21 protein-coding genes are annotated in these 23,715 nt (G+C 72.4%); 15 read left to right on the top strand and 6 right to left on the bottom strand.

What is annotated here, in order from left to right:
* The first annotated feature begins 14 nt into the window (after positions 1 to 14).
* Complete coding sequence (sbnA, locus tag ACFC09_RS25205; RefSeq protein ID WP_376532212.1) at positions 15 to 1,040, top strand: 2,3-diaminopropionate biosynthesis protein SbnA; 1,026 nt, start codon at positions 15 to 17, stop codon at positions 1,038 to 1,040.
* A 382-nt stretch (positions 1,041 to 1,422) separates the two neighbouring features.
* On the opposite strand, the gene ACFC09_RS25210 is transcribed toward sbnA, so the two are convergent.
* The gene (locus ACFC09_RS25210; RefSeq protein WP_376532215.1) at positions 1,423 to 3,846 is read right to left on the bottom strand and encodes an endonuclease/exonuclease/phosphatase family protein; all 2,424 of its coding nucleotides are present in this window, start codon (positions 3,844 to 3,846) and stop codon (positions 1,423 to 1,425) included.
* Between the two features lie 1,041 nt (positions 3,847 to 4,887).
* On the opposite strand from ACFC09_RS25210, the gene ACFC09_RS25215 reads away from it, so the two are divergent.
* On the top strand, positions 4,888 to 5,745 hold the full coding sequence (locus ACFC09_RS25215; protein WP_376532217.1) for a DMT family transporter: 858 nt from the start codon (positions 4,888 to 4,890) through the stop codon (positions 5,743 to 5,745).
* 23 nt (positions 5,746 to 5,768) lie between these two features.
* Here ACFC09_RS25215 and ACFC09_RS25220 read toward each other — a convergent pair whose 3' ends face one another.
* The gene (locus tag ACFC09_RS25220) at positions 5,769 to 6,593 is read right to left on the bottom strand and encodes an IclR family transcriptional regulator (protein ID WP_376532220.1); all 825 of its coding nucleotides are present in this window, start codon (positions 6,591 to 6,593) and stop codon (positions 5,769 to 5,771) included.
* Positions 6,594 to 6,751: 158 nt separating this feature from the next.
* Here ACFC09_RS25220 and ACFC09_RS25225 point away from each other — a divergent pair, with 158 nt between their 5' ends.
* The 13 genes from ACFC09_RS25225 (at position 6,752) to ACFC09_RS25285 (ending at position 18,627) form a co-directional block, all read left to right on the top strand.
* Entirely contained in the window at positions 6,752 to 6,835 is an 84-nt protein-coding gene (locus tag ACFC09_RS25225) for a putative leader peptide (RefSeq protein WP_376532349.1), read from the top strand.
* 277 nt (positions 6,836 to 7,112) lie between these two features.
* Entirely contained in the window at positions 7,113 to 8,153 is a 1,041-nt protein-coding gene (locus ACFC09_RS25230; RefSeq protein ID WP_376532222.1) for an ABC transporter substrate-binding protein, read from the top strand.
* Positions 8,154 to 8,161: 8 nt separating this feature from the next.
* Entirely contained in the window at positions 8,162 to 9,163 is a 1,002-nt protein-coding gene (locus ACFC09_RS25235; RefSeq protein ID WP_376532224.1) for an NrtA/SsuA/CpmA family ABC transporter substrate-binding protein, read from the top strand.
* Complete coding sequence (locus ACFC09_RS25240; protein WP_376532227.1) at positions 9,160 to 10,014, top strand: ABC transporter permease; 855 nt, start codon at positions 9,160 to 9,162, stop codon at positions 10,012 to 10,014. Before ACFC09_RS25235 ends, ACFC09_RS25240 begins: the two co-directional genes overlap by 4 nt.
* Positions 10,011 to 10,742 carry an ABC transporter ATP-binding protein gene (locus ACFC09_RS25245; RefSeq protein WP_376532229.1) on the top strand — a complete coding sequence of 244 codons (732 nt, stop codon included), beginning with the start codon at positions 10,011 to 10,013 and terminating at the stop codon, positions 10,740 to 10,742. Before ACFC09_RS25240 ends, ACFC09_RS25245 begins: the two co-directional genes overlap by 4 nt.
* Complete coding sequence (locus ACFC09_RS25250; RefSeq protein WP_376532231.1) at positions 10,743 to 11,606, top strand: ABC transporter substrate-binding protein; 864 nt, start codon at positions 10,743 to 10,745, stop codon at positions 11,604 to 11,606.
* A 16-nt stretch (positions 11,607 to 11,622) separates the two neighbouring features.
* Positions 11,623 to 12,696 carry an LLM class flavin-dependent oxidoreductase gene (locus ACFC09_RS25255; protein ID WP_376532233.1) on the top strand — a complete coding sequence of 358 codons (1,074 nt, stop codon included), beginning with the start codon at positions 11,623 to 11,625 and terminating at the stop codon, positions 12,694 to 12,696.
* A gap of 230 nt (positions 12,697 to 12,926) precedes the next feature.
* On the top strand, positions 12,927 to 13,667 hold the full coding sequence (locus tag ACFC09_RS25260; RefSeq protein ID WP_376532235.1) for a DUF1684 domain-containing protein: 741 nt from the start codon (positions 12,927 to 12,929) through the stop codon (positions 13,665 to 13,667).
* A gap of 41 nt (positions 13,668 to 13,708) precedes the next feature.
* Positions 13,709 to 15,229, top strand: coding sequence for an ABC transporter substrate-binding protein (locus tag ACFC09_RS25265; RefSeq protein ID WP_376532237.1), 1,521 nt, complete (start codon positions 13,709 to 13,711; stop codon positions 15,227 to 15,229).
* The gene (locus ACFC09_RS25270; RefSeq protein WP_376532239.1) at positions 15,229 to 16,194 is read left to right on the top strand and encodes an ABC transporter permease; all 966 of its coding nucleotides are present in this window, start codon (positions 15,229 to 15,231) and stop codon (positions 16,192 to 16,194) included. The genes ACFC09_RS25265 and ACFC09_RS25270 overlap by 1 nt, the downstream gene beginning before the upstream one ends.
* Positions 16,191 to 17,069, top strand: a complete 879-nt coding sequence (locus ACFC09_RS25275) for an ABC transporter permease (protein ID WP_376532241.1) — start codon at positions 16,191 to 16,193, stop codon at positions 17,067 to 17,069. The genes ACFC09_RS25270 and ACFC09_RS25275 overlap by 4 nt, the downstream gene beginning before the upstream one ends.
* Entirely contained in the window at positions 17,066 to 17,866 is an 801-nt protein-coding gene (locus ACFC09_RS25280) for an ABC transporter ATP-binding protein (protein ID WP_376532243.1), read from the top strand. Before ACFC09_RS25275 ends, ACFC09_RS25280 begins: the two co-directional genes overlap by 4 nt.
* A complete protein-coding gene (locus ACFC09_RS25285; RefSeq protein WP_376532245.1) occupies positions 17,863 to 18,627 on the top strand; it encodes an ABC transporter ATP-binding protein in 765 nt (254 codons plus the stop codon). Before ACFC09_RS25280 ends, ACFC09_RS25285 begins: the two co-directional genes overlap by 4 nt.
* Before the next feature lie 11 nt (positions 18,628 to 18,638).
* On the opposite strand, the gene ACFC09_RS25290 is transcribed toward ACFC09_RS25285, so the two are convergent.
* The 4 genes from ACFC09_RS25290 to ACFC09_RS25305 all read right to left on the bottom strand — a co-directional run bounded on the left by ACFC09_RS25290 (position 18,639) and on the right by ACFC09_RS25305 (position 23,503).
* Entirely contained in the window at positions 18,639 to 19,850 is a 1,212-nt protein-coding gene (locus ACFC09_RS25290) for a helix-turn-helix domain-containing protein (protein WP_376532247.1), read from the bottom strand.
* Positions 19,851 to 20,071: 221 nt separating this feature from the next.
* The gene (locus ACFC09_RS25295) at positions 20,072 to 21,019 is read right to left on the bottom strand and encodes a hypothetical protein (RefSeq protein ID WP_376532249.1); all 948 of its coding nucleotides are present in this window, start codon (positions 21,017 to 21,019) and stop codon (positions 20,072 to 20,074) included.
* Between the two features lie 38 nt (positions 21,020 to 21,057).
* Positions 21,058 to 22,626 carry a DUF6801 domain-containing protein gene (locus ACFC09_RS25300; protein ID WP_376532251.1) on the bottom strand — a complete coding sequence of 523 codons (1,569 nt, stop codon included), beginning with the start codon at positions 22,624 to 22,626 and terminating at the stop codon, positions 21,058 to 21,060.
* Between the two features lie 247 nt (positions 22,627 to 22,873).
* Positions 22,874 to 23,503, bottom strand: a complete 630-nt coding sequence (locus ACFC09_RS25305) for a hypothetical protein (RefSeq protein WP_376532253.1) — start codon at positions 23,501 to 23,503, stop codon at positions 22,874 to 22,876.
* Positions 23,504 to 23,715: the final 212 nt, after the last annotated feature.

Below are 23,715 nucleotides of genomic sequence, written 5' to 3' on the forward strand. Positions count from 1 at the left end.
CCAGGAGGTCAACCGTGCCCGTCATATCCGCTCCCCACGCCTTCAACGAAGGCCAGCTCTACGTCGATCTGCAGCCGACCCTCGGGCGTTCCCTCTACCTGAAGTGCGAGGGCTTCAACTTCGCGGGCTCGATCAAGTTGAAGGCCGCGGTGGAGATGGTGGAGGCCGCCGAGCGTGACGGCATCCTGATGCAGGATTCGACGCTGGTCGAGTCCTCCTCGGGAAACCTCGGCGTGGCCCTCAGCATCATCGCCGCCAGCAAGGGTTACCGGTTCCTGTGCGTGACGGACTCCCGCTGCAACCTCTCCACCCGGCTCCTGATGGAGGCGCTGGGCAGCGAGGTGCACGTCATCGCGGACACCGACGCCAACGGCGGTTTCCTCGGCGCGCGGATCGACTACGTCCGTGCGCTGTGCGCCTCCGACGACCGCTACGTGTGGCTCAGCCAGTACACCAACCCGGGCAACTGGCGGGCGCACTACCACCGTACGGCGCCGGAGATCGCCTGTCAGTTCCCACGGCTCGACGTGCTGTTCGTCGGCGCGGGCACCACCGGAACCCTGATGGGCTGCGCCCGTTACTTCCGGCACTGGCACCGGCCCGTGCGGATCGTCGCCGTGGACAGCGCGGGCTCGGTGGCCTTCGGCGGCAAGCCGGGCCGCCGGATGATCCCCGGCCTGGGGATGAGCATGCGCCCGCCGCTGCTCGACGAGTCCCTGGTGGACGAGGTCATCTGGGTCGAGGAGGCGGACACCATCCGCACCTGCCACCAACTGGCCAGACGCGGCTTCCTGTTCGGCGGCTCCACCGGCACGGTGGTCAGCGGCGCGTCCGACTGGCTGGACGAGCACGGGACGCCCGGCCTCACCGCGGTCGCCATCGCCCCGGACCTCGGCGAGCGCTACCTCGACACCATCTACCAGACCAACTGGCTCCAGGACCTCTACGGAGACCAGATCCTCGACCCCGAGCAGGTGGCCGCGGGTCCGCAGCGGTCCAAGCCGGTACCGCCCACCTCGGAGCGCCGGCAGCGGCCCTGACGGGTGCCGGACCGATACCGTGCCGGACCCCGGTCCGGCGAAGCGGCCGGTCCTTCCCGTCCGACACATGTGTGGCGGGCCCCCGCCCCCGGGCGCGCCCCCCCACCGCCGCGGGGGGCGCACCGCGCGGGCCCCCCCCCCGCCCGGCCCCCCGCCCCCGCCCCCCCGCCCGCCCGCGGGGCGCGCGGCCCGCGCCCCTCCGGGGTGCCGCACCTAAACGGGGCCGCCCCCGGGGCGGCCGAGGGGGCGGGGCGTGCCGGCCCCACACTGGGGGGGCGCCCCCCGGCCCGGGTGCGCGCCACACATCGTCCGCGGTGTCCGAACGGCGCGGAACCCCCGCTCGACGGACCCCCCTCGACGGAACCGCCGCTCGACGGAGTCCCTACTTGATGCGGACCACCTGCGGGTCGTGGTCGCTCGTCTGGTCGGCGAACTCGGCGTTGATGTGGACGACCTCGTAGTCCGGCCGCTTGACGGCCGGCGAGACCAGGATGTGGTCCAGGGTCTGCGAGTTGCCGTCGTACACGTAGCTGTACCGCTCGTCGGCGGGCAGCGTGTTGATCAGGTCGTTGAGGACGCCACCGGAGGTCAGCGTCTTCAGCGGCTTGGAGAACTGGTAGTCGTTCAGGTCGCCCAGCACCACGACCTTGGCCTTCTTGTCCTTGGCGAGGATGCTGCGGACGAAGGTGTTGACCTCCTGCGCCTGAGCGGTGCGCTGGGTCTCGGAGCCGAGGACCGGCGGCTGCTGCGCGCCGTGCACCGGCTGGTCGCCGCCCTTGGAGTTGAAGTGGTTGCCGACCACGAAGACCTGCTCGCCACGGAAGACGAACTCGCCGACCAGCGGCTTGCGGCTGCTCTTCCAGGCGTCGGAGGTGGGGTCGATCCGGCCCGGCGAGACCGAGAGCTCTACGCCCTTCTTGCCGTCGCTGACGGCCTGGACACCGGTGGTGGAGTCGCCGCCCGGCCGGTCGACGAAGCTGACGCGCGCCGGGTTGAACAGGAAGACGTTGCGGATGTTGCCGCCCGGCTCGCCGCCGTCCTGGTCGTTGACCGGGTCGATGGAGCGCCAGGCGTACGTCGGGCCGCCGGCCTTCTCGATGGCCGCGATGAACTGCGCCATCGTCTTGCCGGCCGAGACCGTGCCGTCGTCCTTGGCGCCGTTGTCGTCCTGGATCTCCTCCAGGCTCACGATGTCCGGGGCCGCCAGGTTCTTGACGACGCCCTCGGCGAGCCGGTCGAACTTGCTCTGCGGGTCCGTCGGGTCGAGGTTCTCCACGTTGTACGTGGCGACCGAGAGCTCGTTCGACTTGCCCTTCTTCGCCACGTCCGGCTTGATGCCGCCGCTCTTGACGGTGCCTACCTGCGTCGCCTGGATGCTGTAGCCGCCGTAGGTGCCGTAGTCCACGGGGCCCGCGGTCGTGCCGGTCAGCGTGTCGCCGACGTCGGCGTGCAGCGGGTCGCCGGTGAGCGGGGCGACCAGCAGACGGCCCGAGTTGGGCTCGTCGTACCCCTGGTAGATGGTGCCGCCGCGCGGAGTCGGGTTCTCCTTGGGCTTCGTGGTGATCCAGGTCTCGTTGTACGCGTTGGAGGCGCCGACCACGCGGGAGTCGCCGATCTGCACCAGCATGCCCTCACGGGACTCCAGCCAGTCCAGCGCGTACTTGCCGGGCGCGAGCTGCTCCGGCTCGATGTTGCCGCCGGGGACCTCGGGCGCGTAGGTCTCGGGGATGGTGCCCGCGTCGACGACCTCCGCCGCCGGCAGCTTGTTGCCGGCGGAGAGCACGACCGCGCTCGGGCCGGTCAGTTCGGTGACGGACTGGGCGCCGCTGCTCTGGCCACCGGGGTAGTACTCGCTCACCTTGCCGGACACCAGCACCGAGTCGCCGACCTTGACGAGCGGGGTGGCGGAGCCGGTGAAGACGAAGATGCCCTCGCTGGTGGCGGGGTTCTGGTCCGGCTCGGGGTCCTGGATCCAGTAGCCCTTCGAGCCGGTGGAGCGCACGCCGGTCACCACGCCGGGCACGTTGGTGACGGACTTGCCGTTCTGCGGGGAGATCCGGGTGGTGCCCTGGATGTCGTGGATGCGCAGGCTGCCCGGGGCGGTGTCGGTGGGCGACGGGGTGGGCGTCGGGTCGCCGCTGTCGCCGTCGCCGGCGGAGTTGCGGGGGCTCGGCGTCCCGCCGGTGAAGTCCACCGAGTTGTCGTCCGTGTCGGTGAGCGCGGCACCGCGCGCCACGGAGGTGGTGTTGCCCGCGCCGGTGGCGGGGCTGCCCTCGCGGACCACCGCGGTGCCGAAGCCGGCCAGGTCCTTCACGGTGGTGTCGGCCGCGCAGTCGGCGGCGGTCAGGCAGGTGAGCGCGGTGGTCGAGTGGACCAGCGCGACCGTGCCGCTGGTCGCCGACATGGCGATGGTGCCGGTGGCGTCCGGGGTGGGCAGGGCGGTGTCACCCGCCGCTCCCTTCGCCTCCTGGACCAGGTAGCTGCCGCCCGCGGGGACGGCCCCCGTCAGGGGGGTGACCTGCCACTTGGTGCTTGCGGTGGGCGAGCCGCTCAGATACTGCACGGACCAGCCGCTCAGATCGAACGGCGCGGAACCGGCGTTGCCCAGCTCGATGAAGTCGTTGGTGAGGGAGGCTCCGGAGTTGCCGCCGCCGCCGTAGACCTCGGAGATGACGGCGTCCGGTGACGGCGCCGCCTGGGCGGTGAGGGGGAGGGCGAGCAGCGATCCGGCGATGCCGAGAGGAAGGGCGATGAGGCCGGCCTTGGCGCCTCTGCCGCGCAGGCTCAACGGTATGTGTGCAGACACGTGGGCTCTTTCGTGCAGGAATCGGAAAAGTCGCGACTGAACCGTGGGAGGTGGCAGACGGGTTGTGAACCGGCAGAAAAGATACGCGCGTAGATAGGGCGCAACAAGACGCTGTCGGGCTCAAGTACCAAGCGTTACCCGAACCGTTCGCCGGAAGTAACCTCGGTGTCCTCTTCTTCGCCTCCCGGACGCGTTCGTAGCGGAGCGGGGCGTTCGAACCGCCGACCGACGGAGTGCGCCGCGGGGTGTCAGGGGACGGACGAGGTGTGCCGGGGCATCAGGTGGCACGGACCGGAGCCGGAGCGGTCGCCCGCGCGAGCGGTCCGCCCACCGAGGGACCGGTCCTGGCGGGCCGCCACCGGCGGGCGGCGGACGGGGTCCATGGTCCCCACCGCCGGCCGTCCATGACCCCGATCGTCCAGCCCGCGGCCTCGGGCCTCGAAGACCCGGCCGGTGACATCGCACGCGCCGACCACCGGGAAGATGTGCACTGTCGGCCACCGGCAAGGTGTGCACTGTCGGCCACCGGCAAGGTGCGCACCAACGGCCGGCGGCAAGGTGCGCACCGCCGGCCACCGACAAGGTCCCACCGTCGGCCGGCGGCCCGGGGTTCCGGCTGTCTCCGGCCTGCCGGCCGGGGGCGGTGAGTGGCCGCTCGCCAGGACCCTCGCCCACGTCCGTGAGCGCCGTCGGTCCTCGCGGGCCGGTGGGCTCGGGCCCCGGGTCTTCGCGGGCCGGGACCGACTCGGCTCGGCCCGGCCCACGGTCCGGGCCGGGCGCCGGGACGATCGGCGGCCCGGATCCCGGGGCCGTGCGGACGACGGGCGGCGGAGCGGAGCCCTCCTCTTCCTGCCGCCCCGGCCCTCGGGGTGCCTCGGGCCCGCCACGGCGACGCACCTGTGCGTGCGCTGCTCCACCCCGCGCGGCCTCCGCCGTGTTCCCGCCCTGACCAGGTGAAACGGCCCCGGGCGCGCCCGCCGGGCGCCGCGCCCGGTGACCGGCGTCGCAGACGTAATCGGAAAGGCGAGGCATTGTAGAGGTGTGATCGTGCTCGCCGTCGCCTGTGCCGTAATGGGGGCCGCCAGTAATGCCGTGGGAACGGCGTTCCAGCGCAAGGCGGCCTCCGCGGTGTCGCGGGGCGGCGGGCTCGGCCTGATGATCGCCCTGGTCCGCCGCCCCGCCTGGTCGATCGGTATCGCCGGTGTCGCCGGTGCCGCGATCTTCCAGGCCCTGGCCCTGGTCAACGGGCCCCTGGCCCTGGTCCAGCCGCTGTTCATCCTGGAACTGCCGTTCGCCCTGCTCGTTGCGGCCCGGCTGATGCACCGCCGGCTGTCCGCCGCCGGGTGGTGGGCGGTCTCCGGCATGGTCGGCGGGCTCGCCCTCGTCCTGGCCGCCGCGGCGCCCTCGGGCGCACGCGACCAGGCGTCCATGGTCCGCTGGCTGCCCGTGCTGGCCCTGACCCTGGGCGCCATCACCGTCGCCGTCGTGCTGGCCCGCTCGACGCATTCCTCCCTGTGCCGCGCGGCGACGCTCGCCCTGGCCGCCGCGATCGGCAACGCCCTGACCGCCGCCCTGATGAAATCGGCCACCGGGGTGCTGGCCCACGCCGGGTTCCCCGCCTTCCTGCGGACCTGGCAGACCTACGGCTTCGCGCTGGCCGGCATCGGCGCCGTGCTGCTGCTGGAGAACTCCCTCCAGGCCGGCGCGCTGATCGCCTCGCAGCCCGCGCTGACCATCGGCGACGCGACCATGAGTCTGTTCCTCGGGGTGACGCTGTTCGGAGAGGAGGTCCGTACCGGCTGGTGGCTGCTGCCGGAGCTGGCGGGGGCCCTGCTGATCCTGTGGGGCGTGCTGAGGCTCACCCGGGTCGTGCCCCACCTCATCGACCCCAACCAGTGAGGGCCGCGCCGGCCCGCGCGTGGTCAGCGGGTGCCGGCGTGGCGCTGCGCGGGCGGCAGCAGCAGCACCTCCAGCGCCCGCGCGCAGGCACGCGCCTGATCGAGGAACCACTCCGTGGTCTCGGCGGTGATCAGGTCCGGCGTGCCCCGCACCGCGAGGGCGAAGCGTGCCGCGTCCGTGCGGTCCAGGACCGGCACGGCCAGGGTGCGGACGCCCTGGGCGGACTCGCCGTCGTTGACCGCGTGCTCCCGGTCGCGCACCCGTGCCAGCTCGGCCGTCAGCAGGTCGGGCCGGACGATGGTGCGGTCGGTGAACGCGCGCAGCGGCGGCAGCGACTCGGCGCCGCCCTCGCCCGGCCGCGGCCAGGCCAGCAGTACTTTGCCGAGCGCCGTCGAATGCAGCGGCCGGCGCAGTCCCACTTTCGGGGTGACCGACCCGCCCGCCACGATGACCGCGTACGGTCCGCTGCGCAGCGCCAGGTCCGCGGTCGCCCCGGTGCGCCGGGCCAGGTCGGCCAGTTCGGGCGAGGCCAGATGGAGCCCGCGCTGGTGGTACGACAGCCGGCCCAGTTCGGTGACGGCGGGCCCCAGCCGGTAGCGGGCGGTGCGCGGGTCCTGCTCCAGGAAACCGGCGCCCAGCAGCGTGCGGGCCAGCCGGTGGGCCGTGGACGTCGACAGGCGCAGCCGCCGGGCGATCTCGGAGGCGCTCAGGTCGGGGGCGTTGTCGTGGAAGCAGTGCAGGATGTCCAGCGCGCGTCGCACCGCCTGCGCGCCCGCGACGGGGGTCTGGGTCACCGCACGTCCTCTCCCGGGCGCCAGGGGCGTCCGACAGCTCCGACCCTGCCACATCGCGGCAACCCCAACGCACGGCCATGACCTGCTGAAACAGTCTGTTCACGCTCGTTCCCACATGGTGGCAAGCGGCTTGCCCGGTGGCTTTCGGCCGTGTCAGGCTGCGGGCACCGCGCCGGTCAGGTCCGGCGGACGACCTCGAAGGGAGCCGAGCGATGCACGCCACCGCCGCTCCGCCCGCCTTCACCACGCGCCGCCACATCGACCTGGGGCGCGTCTCCAGCGCGGTCTGTCGCTGACCCGCCGCACCACCGCCCCGGGCGACGCGGACCCCGCCGCGAGAGCGGGGACCGGTCACCGCGCCCGGCCCGCCTGCGCCTGATCCGTCCGTCCACGGCCGTCCCGGCCGCGCCTGTCCGCCCCTCGGCGGCCGTCCCGCCCCTCCCCGTCGCGCGACCGGTCCGTCCACCCTGTGCCCGGCCGTCCCGGCCGGGCGTCCCGCCCGCGGTCCCCGGACCGCGCGCCCGCCGCCTCCGCGCCCCCTACGGGGCGCCCGCCCGATCCAGGGAAGAGTCCATGACGCACCCAGCCCTGCCCGAAACCCTGTGGTTCACCCGCTGTCCCGTGCCCACCGCGACCGGCATCGCCGCCGACCGGGAGTGGCTGTCGCGGGAGTTCGCCCCGGACGGCATCACCGTCCGCTCTCTTCAGGAGAGCGCCGCCGACGTGGACGCCGCGGCCCGGCGCACCCACTACACGCACGAACTGCCCGCACTCCTCCGCGAGGGCGGCAACGTCCCCGCCCTGTGGGCGCGGTCCCGCGGAGAGCCGACCCGGCTGATCGGCCTCACCTGGATCGAGGAGCGGCAGACGGTGCTCGTCGCGCCGGGCTCCGGCATCCGGGGCGCCGCGGCGCTGCGCGGACGGCGGCTGGCCCTGCCCCGGCACTCCGTTCCCATCGACTTCTGGCGCGCCATGGCCCTGCGCGGCTTCGAGGGGGCGCTCGCCTCCGCCGGATACGGCCTGGCCGACGCGGTGCCGATCGACGTACCCGCCGACGGACACCGCGGACAGTGGGCCGCGGAACTGGCCGCGCTCGTCCGCGGCGACGTCGACGCGGTCTACGTCAAGGGAGCCGTCGCCGTCGAGGCGGCCCGGCGGGCCGGGGCGGAGGTCGCCGTCGAACTCGACGAACTGCCCGACCGCACGCACCGGGTGAACAACGGGACACCGCGCCCCATCACCGTCCACCAAAGCCTCCTGGACGATCACCCCGACCTCGTCGACCGGTTCCTCACGGTCCTGCTGCGGGCCGCCGACTGGGCCGCCGGGCAGCCCGCGGAGGTCGCCCGCATCCTCGGCGCCGAGACCGGCGCGGGCGCGGACGGAGTGCACGGCGCCTACCGGCCCGGCACCCACCGCACCCTGCATCCGGACCTGTCGGACGACCGGCTCGCGCTCCTCGCCCGGCAGGAGGCGGCCCTGCGCGCCCACGGCTTCCTGCCCGCACCCGTCGACGTACGGGCCTGGGCCGACCCCGAGCCGTTGCGCCGTGCCCGGCGGCGCCTCGCCGAGACATCGCCCACCCCGTCCGCCCCCGCCTCCACCGACACGTAGGACCCGCCATGCGCTTCGCCCGTACCGTTCCCGCCGCCCTGGCCGCCGTCACCGCGCTCACCCTCCTCACCGGCTGCGGCACCTCGCAGGCCGACACCACCGACGGCGCCGACACGTCCGTCACCGTCCGCATCCCCGATCCCGGCAACTCCGGGGTGCTCGCCCTGGGCAAGAAGGACGGCTCGCTCGCCAAGGCGCTGGCCAAGGTCGGCGCCAAGGTCGCCTGGACCGGCAGCGCGGGCCCCTTCGCGCCCGCCGCGCAGGCCATGAACGCTGACAAACTGGACATCGCCATCGGCTCCATCACCTCCGGCATCACCTCCTTGCAGCAGAACCCCGGATTCAAGTTCTTCACCGCCACCGCCCCCGACCCGGTGGGCGAGGGCATCCTCGTCAAGAACGGCTCCGGCATCGACCGCGTGCAGGACCTCGTCGGGAAGAAGGTCGCCGTCAACCAGGGCGGCACCGGCGAGTACCTGCTGCTGAAGGCACTCGACAAGGCGGGCGTACCGGCGGACCGGGTCGAGCGCGTCTATCTCCAGGCCGACCAGACCGCCGCCGTCTTCAACGCGGGCCAGGTCGACGCCTGGGCGTCGTGGGCAACGTACTCCGTCGCCGAGGTCGGCGGCGGCAAGGCCCACTTCCTCACCGACGGACAGCAGATCGGCTCCGACAACTACAGCCTCACCGCCGTCCGCACGGGATTCGCCGATCAGCACCCCGACGTCGTCAAGGCCCTCTACGCCTACCTCCACGACGGCAGCGTCAAGGAGAAGCAGGACCCGGCCGCCTACCTGAACGTCAACACCGACGCGGGCCCCCAGGCGCTCACCGGTGCGGCGAAGCAGGTCCAGATCGACTACACCGGCAAGGACGGCACCGTCGAGCCCGTCACCGACGCGGACGTCAGGCGCTTCCAGGAGGTCGCGCGTTTCTACGCCGACCAGAAGGTCACCCCGACCGAGGTCGACGTCACCCCGTACGTGATCGACGTGACGAAGCTGTCATGACGGCCGCCGACGACACGCTCACCTCCCGGGCCGCCGCGCGGCCGGCGGGCGGGGGCCTGGTGACGCCGCGGGCCGTCGTCCGCCGCCCCCGCCCGCGCGCCCTCACCCTGACGGTCCGGGCGCTCGGACCGGTGGCCCTGCTCCTGCTGTGGTGGATCGCCTCCGCCACCGGGGTGCTCACCCCGGACGTGCTGGCCTCACCCGCCGACGTGCTGCGCGCCGTCGGCGAGCTGTGGGGCAACGGCCAGTTGCCCGACGCGCTCACCACCTCGCTCACCCGCGCCGGCGCCGGCCTGCTCATCGGGATCACCGTCGGCCTGGTCCTCGGTGTCGTCACCGGCTTCACCCGGCTGGGCGACGAACTCCTGGACTCCTCGCTCCAGACGCTGCGCGCCGTCCCGTTCCTCTCCCTCGTTCCGCTGTTCATGGTCTGGTTCGGGATCACCGAGATCGCGAAGATCGTACTGATCGCCGTCGCCACCACCTTCCCCATGTACGTCTCCACCTCCAGCGGGGTGCGGGCCACCGACCCCAGGCTGTTGGAGGCGATGCGCAGCTTCGGGATGGGCCGCTTCGCGATCGTGCGCGAGGTCGTCCTGCCGGGCGCGCTGCCCTCGCTGCTCGCCGGGCTCAGGCTGTCCATGACCCTCAGCGTGATCGCCCTGATCGCCGCGGAGGAGATCAACTCGACCGCCGGCATCGGCTACCTGATGGCACAGGCGCAGAGCTACGCCCGGACCGACGTCCTCGCGGTCTGCATCCTCGTCTACGGCCTGTTCGGCCTGTTCGCCGACGCCCTGGTGCGGCTGCTGGAGCGCCTGCTGATGCCGTGGAAGGGGGCACGCCGATGACCACCGCCGTCGAGGTCAAAGAACTGCGCCGGGTGTTCGGGGAGCGAGCCGTGCTCGACGGGCTCGATCTGACCGTCCGGCGGGGGGAGTTCGTGGCCCTGCTGGGCGCGAGCGGCAGCGGCAAGACCACCCTGCTGCGCATCCTCGGCGGCCTGGACGGCGCCGACGCGGGCGAGGTCCTGGTGCCGCGGGCGCGCACCATCGTCTTCCAGGAGCCGCGGCTCGTCCCGTCCAAGCGGGTCCTGGCCAACGTGACCGTGGCCCTGCCGCGCACCGAGACCGGGCGCGGCCGCCGCGCGCTCGCCGAAGTCGGCCTGGCCGGGCACGCCCGATCCTGGCCCGCCACCCTCTCCGGCGGCGAGGCACAGCGCGTCGCACTCGCCCGCGCCCTGGTGCGGGAACCGGAACTGCTGCTGCTCGACGAGCCGTTCGCCGCACTCGACGCACTGACCCGGCTGCGCATGCAGGACCTGGTCGGCGAGCTGTGCCGCGCCCACCGGCCGGCCGTCCTGCTCGTCACCCACGACGTGGACGAGGCCGTACGGCTCGCCGACCGCGTCTGCGTCCTGCGCGCGGGGCGGCTCGTCACCGACGAACCCGTCACCGCCGCCCGGCCCCGCGACCTCGGCGACCCGGCCTGCCTCGCCCTGCGTCGCCGCCTGCTGACCGACCTCGGCGTCCAGCCGACCGGGACCGCCGTCAACTCCACTGCCACAGGAGCGATCTGAATGACCATCACCATCGGTGTCCACAACAGCAACCCCACCCTCTACTACCTCTCCCGCCTCGACCACGCCGCCGAGGAACTCGCCGCGGTGGGCGAGAGCGTCGCCTTCCACGCCTACACCGACGGCGTGCGCACCGGACAGCTCCTCACCGAGGGACTGATTGACTTCGGCGGCACGGGATCCACCCCGCCGGTCACCGCGCAGGCAGCCGGGCACGACATCGTCTACGCCGCCGTGTCGGCCCCACGCCCGGACCACGGCGCCCTGCTGGTGGCAGCGGACAGCCCCGCGCGCACCGTCGCCGACCTCAAGGGCACCACCGTGCACCTGGCGATCGGGTCCTGGCAGACCCACCTGGTCGCCAAGGCGCTGGACGACGCGGGACTGTCGTACGCCACCGACATCACCGCCGAGCGCGGCGGCCCGGACAGTGAGCGGCTGCTGCGGTCCGGCGCGCTCGGCGCCTGGGTCGCCCAGGGACCGCAGCTGGCCGCCGCGCTGCGCACCGGCGGTGTCCGGGTCCTGGTGCGCACCGGTGACGTCATCACCGACCGGTCGGTGTTCTTCACCCGCCGGGAGGTGGCCGAGCGGCGGCCCGAGGTCGTCGCCGCCCTGCTGCGGGCGCTGCGCCGCGCGGACGCCTGGGCCGCCGCCCACCCGCGCGAGGCCGCCGCCATCGCCGCCGACCACCAGGGCGGCGGCGTCGACGACTGGGAGACCGCGCTGCGCGCCCTGCCCTGGCGCATCGAGGACGTGAGCGAGGACTTCCTCGCCGAGCAGCAGCAGGCGGCGGACGTCTTCGTCCGCACCGGATTCATCGAACGCCCCGTGACGGTCGCCGACGCCGTCGCGCGGCGCGCCTGACAGGGAGGAGCCGGCCATGGCATCCGAGTTCCTCTGGTACATCATTCCGCGCGAGGGCGCCTACCCCTGGGAGCCCGCCGGGCGCCGCCCGGTCGACCTGGGCTACCTCCAGCAGCTCGCGGGCACCGTCGAACGCCTCGGCTTCAGCGGCGCGCTGCTCGCCACCGACCTGTACGACGTGTGGCCGCTCGGCAGCGCGCTGGCCGCCGCCACCAGCACCCGCTTCCAGCCGCTGCTCGCCGTCCACCCCGGCCTGATCTCCCCGACCCTGCTGGCCAAGATGGCGCTCACCTTCGACACCCTCTTCGGCGGCCGGCTGCGTTTCAACGTCGTCAACGGCTCGACGCGGACACTGCGCGAGTACGGCCTCACCGTCGACCACGACGAGCGCTACGCGCTGAGCGCCGAGTACTGGTCGATCGTGAAACGGCTCACCGCCGGTGAGGTCTTCGACCACCAGGGACGCTTCTACGACCTCAAGGGCGCGGGCGCCTCCTTCGGCGATCTGCGGCCGGTGCAGTCGCCGCACGTCCCGCTGTGGTTCGGCGGTTCGTCGCAGCCGGGCATCGAGATGGCGGCCGAGCACGTGGACGTCTATCTGACCTGGGGCGAGCCGCCGCACCTGCTCAAGGAGAAGCTGGACCGGGTCCGGGAGCGGGCGGCGGCGTACGGGCGGACGCTGCGCATCGGACTGCGGCTGCACCTGATCGTCCGGGACACCGAGGACGAGGCATGGGCCGCGGCCGACCGGCTGCTCGACGTCACCAGCGAGGCGACCTACGCCCGGCAGCTCGGTGGCCGGGCCGGGGAGGACGGCGTCGGCTGGCAGCGCCAGTTCCGCCAGCACGGGGGCCGGGTGCCCGCTCGGGCCCGGGAACTGGAGACGCATCCGAATCTCTGGCCGGGCATGAGCCTGTTCCGACCGGGCCCCGGCACCGCCGTGGTCGGCTCGGCCGCCCAGGTCGTGGAGCGGCTGAAGGAGTACGAGGACCTGGGCGTCGACACCTTCATCCTGTCGGGCAACCCGCTGCTGGAGGAGGCCCACCGGGTCGCGGAGACCGTACTGCCCGCGCTGCGGGCGCGCGGGTAGCGGACCGCCGCCATGGACGGGTGAGCGGACCGCCGCCGTGGACGGGTGAGCCGGCCGCCGCCGTGGACGGGTGGGGGACCGGTGGCCAGGGCCGGTGGGAGGCCGCCGTCTCAGCATGTGTCAGCGGCATTTGACATTAGATCCTCTTATGACAGATAAAGGGCATGCTTTGGCCACCCAATCGCGCAGCGTGACGTCCGCGGTGTGCGGCCGCCGTCCGTGCTACCTGAATGAGTCCCACCGTGTCCCTTGCCACACCCGACCAGCCCGACACCGATGCCGTCGCGCGGTGGGACGCCTGGCGCGCCGAGCGTCGCCGGGCCCTCACCGCGCCGACCGGGAACCTCGCACTTGTCGAGACCCGCTGGCTCCCGTCCGGTGAGCACCCCGACGCGGAGCGGGCCCGGGCGGGCCGGCCGGACACCGTGACGGTGACCACACTCCAGCGGACCGACCTCGTCACCGGCGCGCCCGAGCACGGCCTGCGCTTCTGGGACGCCGACTCTCCGGCCGTCCGCCACTTCGACCGGGTCGACGCCTTCCCGTACGACCCCGCCTGGGTGCTGCACGCCGTCTACACCCCCGTGCCCGGCGCCCGGCAGGTGCCCTTCGAGCACATCCGGGACAACGGCGGCACCCGAGACCTCGTCGTCCCCGGCGACATCACCCTCACCGTCGACGGCCGCGAGTACACCCTCAGCGCCTTCGACGACGACGGCACCCTGCTGCTCGTCTTCGGCGACCCCACCAACGGGGACACCACCTACGGCGCCGGCCGTTTCCTGTTCGTGCAGCGGACGGCGGACGAGCACCGCGTCCTGCTCGACTTCAACCGCGCCTTCGTGCCGCCCTGCGGATTCTCCGATCAGTACAACTGTCCGATGCCGCCGCGGCAGAACCGCTTCCACCTGCCCGTCGAGGCCGGTGAGCAGCGCCCCGTCTTCCGCGACGGCTTCCCCGCACAGCACTGACCCGCAACCCGCCCGCATCGCAGTCCGAAGGCCCACACACCGTGAACATCAAGAAGACCTCCCTGTACGCCACCGCGACCGCCGCCTCCCTCGCCCTGACCCTGACCGCGTGCGGCGGCTCGGGCTCGGGCGGCAGCGCCTCCGGCGGCTCCTGGAACAAGAACGCCACCGTCAACATCGGCTCGCTCTACGAGCCGCAGAACCTCGACAACACCGCGGGCGGCGGCCAGGGCGTGACCGAGGCGCTCAACGGCAACGTCTACGAAGGGCTGTTCAAGCTCACCGACGACGGCAAGGTGGACAAGCTCCTCGCCCAGGACTACAAGGTCAGCCCCGACGGACTCACCTACACCTTCACCCTGCGCGACGGCGTGAAGTTCCACAGCGGCAAGCAGCTGACCAGCGACGACGTCAAGTACAGCCTGGAGAAGGTGATCGCGCCCACCTCCCAGTCCGCCCGCAAGAGCGACCTCACGGTGATCAAGGACATCGCCACCCCCGACGCCCGTACCGTCAAGGTCACGCTGTCGCAGAAGTCGATCTCCTTCGTCTACAACCTCTCCTACGTCTGGATCATCGACTCCCAGGCGAAGAACCTGAAGACGACCGAGGACGGCACCGGCCCCTACACGCTGGACAAGTGGACCCGGGGCTCCGCGCTGAGCCTGAAGCGGTTCGCCGGCTACTGGGGCGACGCCGCCGCCAACCAGGAAGTCGTCTTCCACTACTACAAGGACGCCACGGCCCTCAACAACGCGTTGCAGACCAACGCCGTCGACGTCGTCACCAGCGAGCAGTCGCCCGACTCCCTCGACCAGTTCAAGAACAACCAGAACTACAAGGTCAACGACGGGAACTCCACCACCAAGCTGCTGCTCGCCTTCAACGACAAGGCCAAGCCCTTCACCGACGTCAAGGTCCGCCAGGCCGTCACCGACGCCATCGACAAGAAGAAGCTCCTGGAGTCGATCTGGGGCGGCTACGGCAAGCTGATCGGCTCGATGGTGCCGCCGACCGACCCCTGGTACGAGGACCTGACCAAGGTCAACGCCTACGACCCGGCCCACGCCAAGCAACTGCTCGCCGAGGCCGGTTACGCCAAGGGCTTCTCCTTCACCCTCGACACCCCGAACTACGACCCGCACCCCACCGCCGCGACCTTCATCAAGTCGGAACTCGCCAAGGTCGGCATCACCGTCAAGATCAACATCATCACGCCGGACGAGTGGTACACGAAGGTCTACCAGAACCACGACTTCACGGCGACGCTCCAGGAACACGTCAACGACCGCGACCTCGTCTGGTACGGCAACCCCGACTTCTACTGGGGCTACGACAACAAGCAGGTCCAGCAGTGGGTGAAGCAGGCCGAGCAGGCCGACACCACCGCCCAGCAGACCCAGATCCTGAAGCAGGTCAACCGCAAGACCGCCGAGGACGCGGCCAGCGACTGGCTGTACCTGTACCCGCAGATCGTCGTGGCGAACAGCTCGCTGTCCGGCTACCCGCTCAACGGCCTCAACTCCCAGTTCTACGCCTACGACATCAAGAAGAAGGGCTGATGGCGCGCTACCTCCTGCGTCGCCTGGTCTTCCTCGTGGTGTCCCTGGCCCTGGCGAGCGTCGTGCTGTTCGTGCTGCTGCGCCTGCTCCCGGGCGACCCGGCCAACGCGCTCACCTCGGTGGGCGCGAGCCCCGAGCAGATCGCCGCGGCCCGGCACGCCATCGGCTCCGACAAGCCGCTGCCCGAGCAGTTCACCCACTGGCTCGGGCAACTGGTGAGCGGTGACCTCGGCACCTCCTTCGTCAGCTCGCTCCCCGTCGGGCCCGAGGTCACCAGCAGGCTGAACGTCACCGTGCCGCTCACCCTCGCCGCCTTCGTCCTGGCCGTCCTGATCGCCGTACCCGCCGGGTTCGTCGCCGCCCACAAACGGCACACCTGGTACGGCGCGCTGCTCAGCGGCGTCTCCCAACTCGGCATCGCCGTCCCGGTGTTCTGGCTCGGCATGATCTTCATCGCCGTGTTCGCGCTGAACGCGGGCTGGCTGCCGGCCGGCGGCTTCCCGCAGGACGGCTGGTCCGCCCCCGCGGACGCCGTCCGCTCACTGGTGCTGCCGGTCGTCACCATCGCCCTGGTGATGAGCGCGTCGCTGATCCGCTACGTGCGCTCCGCCACCCTCGACGTGCTGGGCAGCGACCACCTGCGCACCGCCCGCGCCCTCGGCGCGTCCTTCGCGGGCGCGATGTGGCGGCACGGACTGCGCAACGCCTCCGTGCCGGTGATCTCCGTCCTCGGCATCGAACTCGCCTCCACCCTGCTCGGCGCGGTCGTCGTGGAGTCCGTGTACGCCCTGCCCGGCCTCGGCTCCATGCTCGCCACCGGCATCTCCCAGCACGACTACCCGGTCATCCAGGGCGTGCTGTTCGTCTCCACCCTCGCCGTGCTGCTCATCGGTTTCGCGGCCGACCTGGTCCAGCGGATCATCGACCCCCGGCTGCGCGGACGACTGACGGGAGCCGCCCGATGACCGGGACCGACCTGCTCGAACCGGCGCGGGCCGGCAAAGCGGCGCGGACCGCGCGGCGACGGCGCGGCTCCGCCACGCTCGTCGTCGGCTGCGTCCTGGCCGGCGCCATCGCCCTGCTCGCCGTCGTCTCCCTGTGCTGGCTGCCGTACCCGTCCGACGACACCTCCGGCGGGCGCCTTGCCCCGCCCGGCGCGGGACATCTGCTGGGCACCGACAAACTCGGCCGGGACCTGTTCACCCAGGTGATGACCGGCTCCCGGATCGCCGTCGAGGCGGGGCTCGGCTCGGTGCTGATCGCCGCCCTGATCGGCGTCACCCTCGGGGTGCTCGCCGCGTTCGCGCAGGGCTGGCTCGACGACACGCTCTCCGCGTTCCTCGACATCCTGATCGCGTTCCCCACCCTGCTGCTCGCCATGCTCATCGTGGCGGCACGCTCGGCGACCCTCTCCTCCGCCGTCCTCGCGATCGGCCTGGCGCAGAGCGCCGTCGTCGCCCGGCTGGTGCGCATCCTCGTCAAACGGGTCCTCGCGCAGGACTACATCATCGCCGCACGCACCTCCGGGACCTCCTGGCCGCGCACGGTGCTCGGCCACGTCCTGCCCAACATCTGGCCCACCCTCGTGGTCAACCTCGCCCTGCAGTTCGGCCTCGCCGTGCTCGCCGAGGCCGGGCTGTCGTACCTGGGCCTGGGCGCGCCGCCGCCCAACGCCTCGTGGGGACGCATGCTCCAGGAGGCGCAGGCCACCTTCACCACCGCCCCGGCCGGCGCCCTGGCCCCCGGCATCCTGCTCGTCCTGCTGGTGATCGGGGTCAACCTCGTCGCCGACGGGCTGCGCGACACCCTCGACCCGGCGACCCGCCGGAGGCGCACATGACCCTCCTCGACGTCCGCGGCCTGACGGTCCGCACCACCGACGGCCGGACCCTGGTCGACGACCTGTCCTTCCGCGTGGCGAGCGGCGAACGGCTCGGCCTCATCGGCGAGTCCGGCTCCGGCAAGTCGCTCACCACGCTCGCGGTGCTCGGTCTGCTGCCCGACGGCATGACCGCCACCGGCAGCGTGGAACTGGCCGGCACCCAGATCGTCGGCGCGCGCGAGAAGCGGCTGACCGCCGTGCGCGGCCGGGACGCGGCCGTCGTCTTCCAGGAGCCGCTCACCGCCCTCGACCCGCTGATGCGGGTGGGCCGCCAGGTCGCCGGACCCCTGGGCCGACGCACCGGCCTGAAGGGCGCCGCCCTGCGCGAGGCGGTACGCGAGGCGCTGGCGCAGGTGCGGCTGCCCGAACCCGAACGCGTCGCCCGTGCCTTCCCGCACGAGATCTCCGGCGGACAGCGCCAGCGCGTCGCCCTGGCCATGGCCCTGGCCTGCGCGCCCCGGCTGCTGATCGCCGACGAACCGACCACCGCCCTGGACGTGTCCGTGCAGGCGGAGATGCTCAACCTGATCGATGCCCTGGTCCGCGAGCGGGAGATGGCGGTCCTCTTCGTCAGCCACGACCTGGCCGTGGTGGCCCGGGTGACCGACCGGGCCCTGGTGCTGAAGGACGGCCGGGCCGTCGAGGACGGCACGGTGCACGACCTCGTCCGCAACCCGCGCGAGCAGTACACCAAGGACCTCGTGGCCAGCGCCCGCACACTGGAGTCCGCCCTGGACCTGAGGAGCCCGCGGTGACACCCGTACTGGAGCTGAAGGACGTGGCGCTGCGCCACCGGGGGAGCGCCGCCCACGCCGTGGAGGACGTCTCCCTCACCGTCGAGACCGGGCGGAGCCTCGCCCTCGTGGGGGAGTCCGGGGCGGGCAAGACGACGCTGCTGCGCCTGCTGCTCGGCCTGTCCCGGCCCACCGCCGGTACCGTACGCTTCGACGGCGCCGAGCTGTCCCCGCGCGACCGGGCCCAACTGCGCCGCTTCCGGCGCGGCGTGCAGTGCGTCTTCCAGGACCCCTACTCCTCCCTGGACCCGCGCCGGCGCGTCGCCGCGATCGTCGCCGAGCCGCTGCGCTCCCTGGGCATCGACACCCGGGCCGGCGCCGCCCCGAAGGTCGTCCGTGCCCTGGAGCGGGTGGGTCTGCCCGCCGACGCGGCCACCCGCTATCCGCACGAGTTCTCCGGCGGTCAGCGCCAGCGGATCGCCATCGCGCGGGCCACGGTGTGCGAGCCACGGGTGCTGCTCGCCGACGAACCCGTCAGCGCGCTCGACGTCACCACCCGGGTCAAGGTCGTCGACCTGCTCGCCGAGCTGAAGCGGGAGCAGGGGCTGACGCTCGTCATGGTCTCCCACGACCTGTCGGTCGTCGCCTCCCTGTGCGAACGCACCGCCGTGCTGGAACACGGCCGGATCGTCGAGCAGGGCGACACCGCCCAGGTGCTCGGCGACCCGGCCCATCCCTACACCCGCCGGCTGATCGAGAGCGTGCCGCGCCTGCCGGTCTGACACCGGAGGGCTCACTCGGCGCGGTCGCCGCCCCGCAGATGCAGCGAACGCAGCGCCGCCTCCAGGGCGAAGCGGTGGTCGGGGTCGGCGAGCCGGGCACCGAGCCGCGTGTCCAGGTTCCGCAGGCGGTAGCGCACCGTCTGGGCGTGGACCCCCAGCATCTCGCCGACCTGCTCCGCGGGCGCCCGGGTGGAGATGTGCAGGCGCAGGGTCTCCATCAGCCGGCTGCGGCGGCTCGTCGGCAACTCGTCGAGCGGCGCCAGCTCCCGGGCCGCCAGCTGGGACACGAGCGGCGGGTCGGACAGCAGCCACAGCGTCACCAGATGGTCCTCGCAGCTCACCAGCGGGGCGTCGGCCACAACCCCCTCGTCGACGAGTTGGAGCACCCGGCGCGCCCAGCGGATGGAGTCGGCCGCCTGGGCGAGCGGCACGGTCAGGCCCGCGACGGCGTGCGTGCCGCCCAGCGCCGCGTCCAGCATCGCCAGCCGGTCCGTGGTCAGCGCCCCCGGAACGAGCAGATGGGGCTGCGGAATGTCCAGGTCCGCGAGGACGTCGCCGGCCAGTCCCGCCTCCAGATGCTCGGGTGCGGGGGAGCGCAGCGCGACCAGCGTCACCTCGGCGGGCAGCGGCCACGCGGCCGCCTCGCACAGCCCGGACACGGTCGCCTGGGGCAGCGGCGGCGCGGCGAGGATCAGGTGCAGCAGCTGTCTTCGCACCGCCGAGACCTCGGACGAGGCCCGCGACTGCACCTCCGTGTAGCCCTCGCGGGAGAGCGCCTCCAACTCCTCGACGTAGGCGAACAGCGCGTCGGCGAAGGCGAGGATGACGGTGGGGGAGAGGTTGTACTGCCGTCCCACCGCCTTGGCGCGGCGCAGGGCGATGCGCGCGCCCAGCCGGTAGGCCCCCTGGAGGGTGTCCAGCTCCCGGCCCTCGTACGCCTCCACCCGCCCGAACTTGCGTAACAGCTCGTCACGCAGCGCCGAGTTCTTGCCCGGTTCGGCCACGCGGTCCACGAACGCGGACAGGGCCTGCTCGACGCCCTGCCGGATGGCGTCGGCGTTCGGACCGTTGAGCAGGCGCCCGTACACCGGGTAGGCGCGGGTGACCTCGATGCGTATTTCCTTCATGAGGCCGGGCAACTCCGGTCGCATGAAGGCCGCGAACTCCCTGGGAAGGGGATCGAGCGGTTCTCCGACCTGCGGCGACCGTACGGTTGAAGGCATGGCTGGTCGTCCCTTGCTCTCCGACGCGCCCGGTGGGGGGAGACCGGTCCGGGTGCCCTCTCCGGGTGGAGGGGGACACCCGGCCGGCCATCAGGTGCATACCTGTCTGGGCTGCTGAAGCTAAATCATGTTTCATGCTTCGTACACAAGTCGTGCACGGATTGCCGCAGCGAGACGGGATCGGACTGCCGGGACGGCTGATAATCGACTTTCCGGGCCCGTTACTTGACGGCGGACTTCCAGTTGCGGGACAGGACCTGACCGGCGTCGGGAGCGGCGGTGCCGGGCGCGGTCAGACCGGCGAGATAGGTCTGCGCGTCGTCGAGCGTCAGGCTGTTGTTCCCGGCGGGCGAGGGCAGCCCGGTCTTCAGGTTGACCGCCGCGTTGATCAGGCCGACGTTCAGACCGCACCCGCTGGCCCCGGGCACCGCGAAGGTGCTGTCGTTCTGGGTGGCGCCGGTGAGGGCGACCCGGCTCATCTCGCCGCCGTCCGCGACCGTGCCGTCGCCGTTGAAGAACGACAGCCCGAACTCGGGGTAGGTGACGTTCTGCGGCTTCAGCACGATCGGGTTGGACTTCGTACCGATGTAGCAGTTGGAGCCGAGGAACGGGTTCTCCAGATGGATGCGGACCGGCAGGGCGACGATCGGCTTGCCGGTGACGATGCCCGCGGTCTGGTCGAAGTCGTGGGGCGCGCCGACGGACTCCACGGTCGCCGTGATCTTGTTGAGGGTGCTGTCGGTGAGCTGCTTGCAGATGTCCGTGATCACGGGGATGTCGCTCGGACACATCAGACCGAGCAGTCCGCCGGGCACGGTCGCGGAGTCGGCGACGATCGCCCCGTCGGCCGGTGCCGCCACGGAGCTGGTGCCGTCGGAGTTCTGCACGATCCCCATCTGGAGATTGGTCCGGCCCGTCACCACGGTGGTGTTGCCCAGCTTGATGGAACCGCTCGGCGCCGCCGAGACCACGCACTGCGGTGTCTGGGCCAGGCCGTCCGCGGCGAGCATCGCCGGGGCGTCCACCGGGCAGCGGGTGAACGGCGCCCACTCGCCGTTGAGCTGGGCGGTCGCGGCGGTCGCCGTGCCCATCGAGGCGAAGGCGCCGAGTGCGGTGCCGAGCGCGGTGACGGTCGTGACGAGTCCGGCGCGGTGCGAGAACCGGTTCATGTGGTGGCCTTCCGTGAGGGGTCGTGGCGGAGCGGGGCTCAGCGTTCGGGAACGGGAATCTTGAGGGGTTGCAGGTCCGCGGTGCACTCGTCCGGGTTGGGCGTCTCGGCGGACACGAAGCAGGTCTGGCCCTGTATCTGCTTGACGTAGTTGCCGGAGCCCGAGACCGAGGCCGTCAGGAGCCGGTCGATGTTCTCACCGCCTGCCCCGCAGCCGGTGAAGGCGGGAATGCTCATCTCGCCGGTCAGCGGGCCGCCGGACGTCAGCAGATACCCGGTGGCCGGCTCGCCCGTGACCTGTTCTCCCCGGCCGTGGAGCACCAGATGGTCGCCGGGGTGGTTCGCCGGATCCGGATCGGGGGAGCTGAGGGGTTTCTCGGTCCGGCAGTTCGGACCCACGGCCAGCGGTGTTCCGTTGACCGAGAGCGAGGTGACCTTGAGCACGAGCGGCACCCGGACCCAGGTGTCGGTGCTGGTGAACATGAAGTCGGTCGCCCCGAGCGAGTCGATGGTCACCGGGCCGGTCTGCTCCAGCACCATGGTGGCGGTCGTCGGGGTGAAGCCGAACGTCAGGAACGTGGCCGTGATCGGCAAGGACGCCTTGCGGCCGCCGTTGTACAGGTCGCCCGTGGAATGCTGCTTGATGGTGCCGCCGCTCCAGTCCGGGTAGGGGATGAACTCCGGCGGGCCCTGCTCGATCAGCGTGCAGGTCAGCGGGATCAGGGCGGCGCCCTTCAGCTTCTGCACGTTCGAGTACCCGGTGATGTACGCGTCCAGCGACTGCGGGCCGGCGGGGTAGCCGGCGTCGTACTTGCACGGTGGCGCGTCGGGTCGGTCCGCGGTGCCGCCGGGTGTGTCCCCGCTGACCCTGGGGGCCCGTTCGCCCTGCCGGTCCGCCGGGTCCCCGCCCTGCCCGCCGGGCGAGGCGGAGGCGGAGGCCGAGGGCGAAGCCGTCGGTGAGCCGCCGGGCCCGGACGGGGCCGCCCCGACCGGGACGGTGGCCAGCAGACCGGAGCCGGGCGCGTCCTCGGCGAGCGAGCACTCGGCGGTGAACGCGGCGGGAGCGCCGGTGGCGCCGTCGGTCGCGCTCGGCGTGAGGTCCACCGCCAAGTGCGCGGCGGACAGGGTCAGTTCGCCGTCGCCCTGGCCGGTCACCGTCGGGACGTCACCTGTCGCGGTCAGCGTCAGGGGCCCGGTCGGCGGGAGGACCGCGGGCTGCGCGGTGCCGCGCCAGGTCGCCTCGGCCCGGGCGTCGTTCTGCGCGACGGCGACGGTCAGGCGGGTCTCGGCCCGGACGCCGGCCGCTCCGGCCGCGGCGAGGTCGGCCACCGCCTCCGCCGGGAACTCCACGGTCGTCGTGACGTCCGCGGGCCGGATCGGTTCGCCCGCCGCCACCCGGTCCGGAAAGACCGCCGAGATCCGTACCGTCACCGGCCGCTGCCCGGACGGCAGCGTGCAGACGTAGGGGAGTTCGGCATCGGCCTGCCGGGGGCCCGCGGCGACGGCCACGGCCGGGACCATGGCGGCCAGTACGACGAACGCGGCGATGGCCGCGCCGCGGGCGCGGACCCGGGACGGCCGCCGGACGGCGGCACGGGGACCTCTCATCTGTTGCTCCGCTCGGATCGTTCGGTGCTCCGGGGTACGGCGACGACGGCAGAAGGCGCGCCCGGCGGACCCGCCGCGGGGCGCACGGGCCGGACAGCGGCCCCGGTGGGCGCGGGGAACTGCGCGCGCGGCCACGAGGTCACCGCGGACGGACGACGGACCGTGGTGCACCACGGCCCCCGCGGCCATGCCGCCTGCGCGTGTGCCCGGCCGGTGACTCCGGCCGGGCGGACGCGCGGGACCTGCCTTACGGGTTGGAGCCGACGATGGTCGGGATGGTGCTGGTGCCGGTCACCTTGACGGCGTAGTTGCCCTTGAAGGTGGGCTTGGTGGACGTCGTGACCACGGTGCCGCAGCCGGCGGACGCCGTGGCGACGCTCAGGTCGCCGGAGACGCTGTTGACCGCCAGGATCCCGCTGGAGTTGGTGTACGTCGCGGAGGCTTTGCCGGTCACGGTGAACACACAGGCGCCCGCGGTCACCGTGGCCTGGACGTTGCCGATGTAGCCCGTGGTGACGCCGCCGTTGTAGTCCACGGCGACGACCGTCCAGGGGGGTGTCGCCACGGTCGTGACGTTCCCGAGGACACTGGTGCACGGGGAACTGCTGCTGCCGAAGTTGACGGCGTTGATGGAGGCGACGGTCGCCGGGTTGCCGTTGGCGCTCTGCATGGTGCCGGACGCGCCCGACGTCGTACACGTCATCGGGATGTTGGCGGTCAGCACGATGTTGCCGCTGTTGGTCGCCGTGAAATTGGCCGGGGACGGGGTCACGGTCCACACCGTGGAGGGCACCGCGGAGGCGGGGGCGACGGCCATGCCGAACGCGGCCGCGGCGGCACCCAGAACGACGGCGGTGCTCCGTATGGGTTTCTTCATGACGCTGGGACGCTCCTTGTGGATTGACCGACAGAGGAGGGCCGCTACGGCACCGACGGAGAGGGGGACCGGGCGACCCGCGGTTCGGAAAACCTCGACCGCGGGCACCGACGTTACTTGCCGGAAACTTGGCCGAACAATGCCAATGCCCATGATTCTTTGGCGAAGGGAATTATCTGTCCACCGGGTGAGCACAGGACCCCGCGGCTTAG

Source organism: Streptomyces sp. NPDC056161 (assembly GCF_042268025.1).
Taxonomy (GTDB): domain Bacteria; phylum Actinomycetota; class Actinomycetes; order Streptomycetales; family Streptomycetaceae; genus Streptomyces.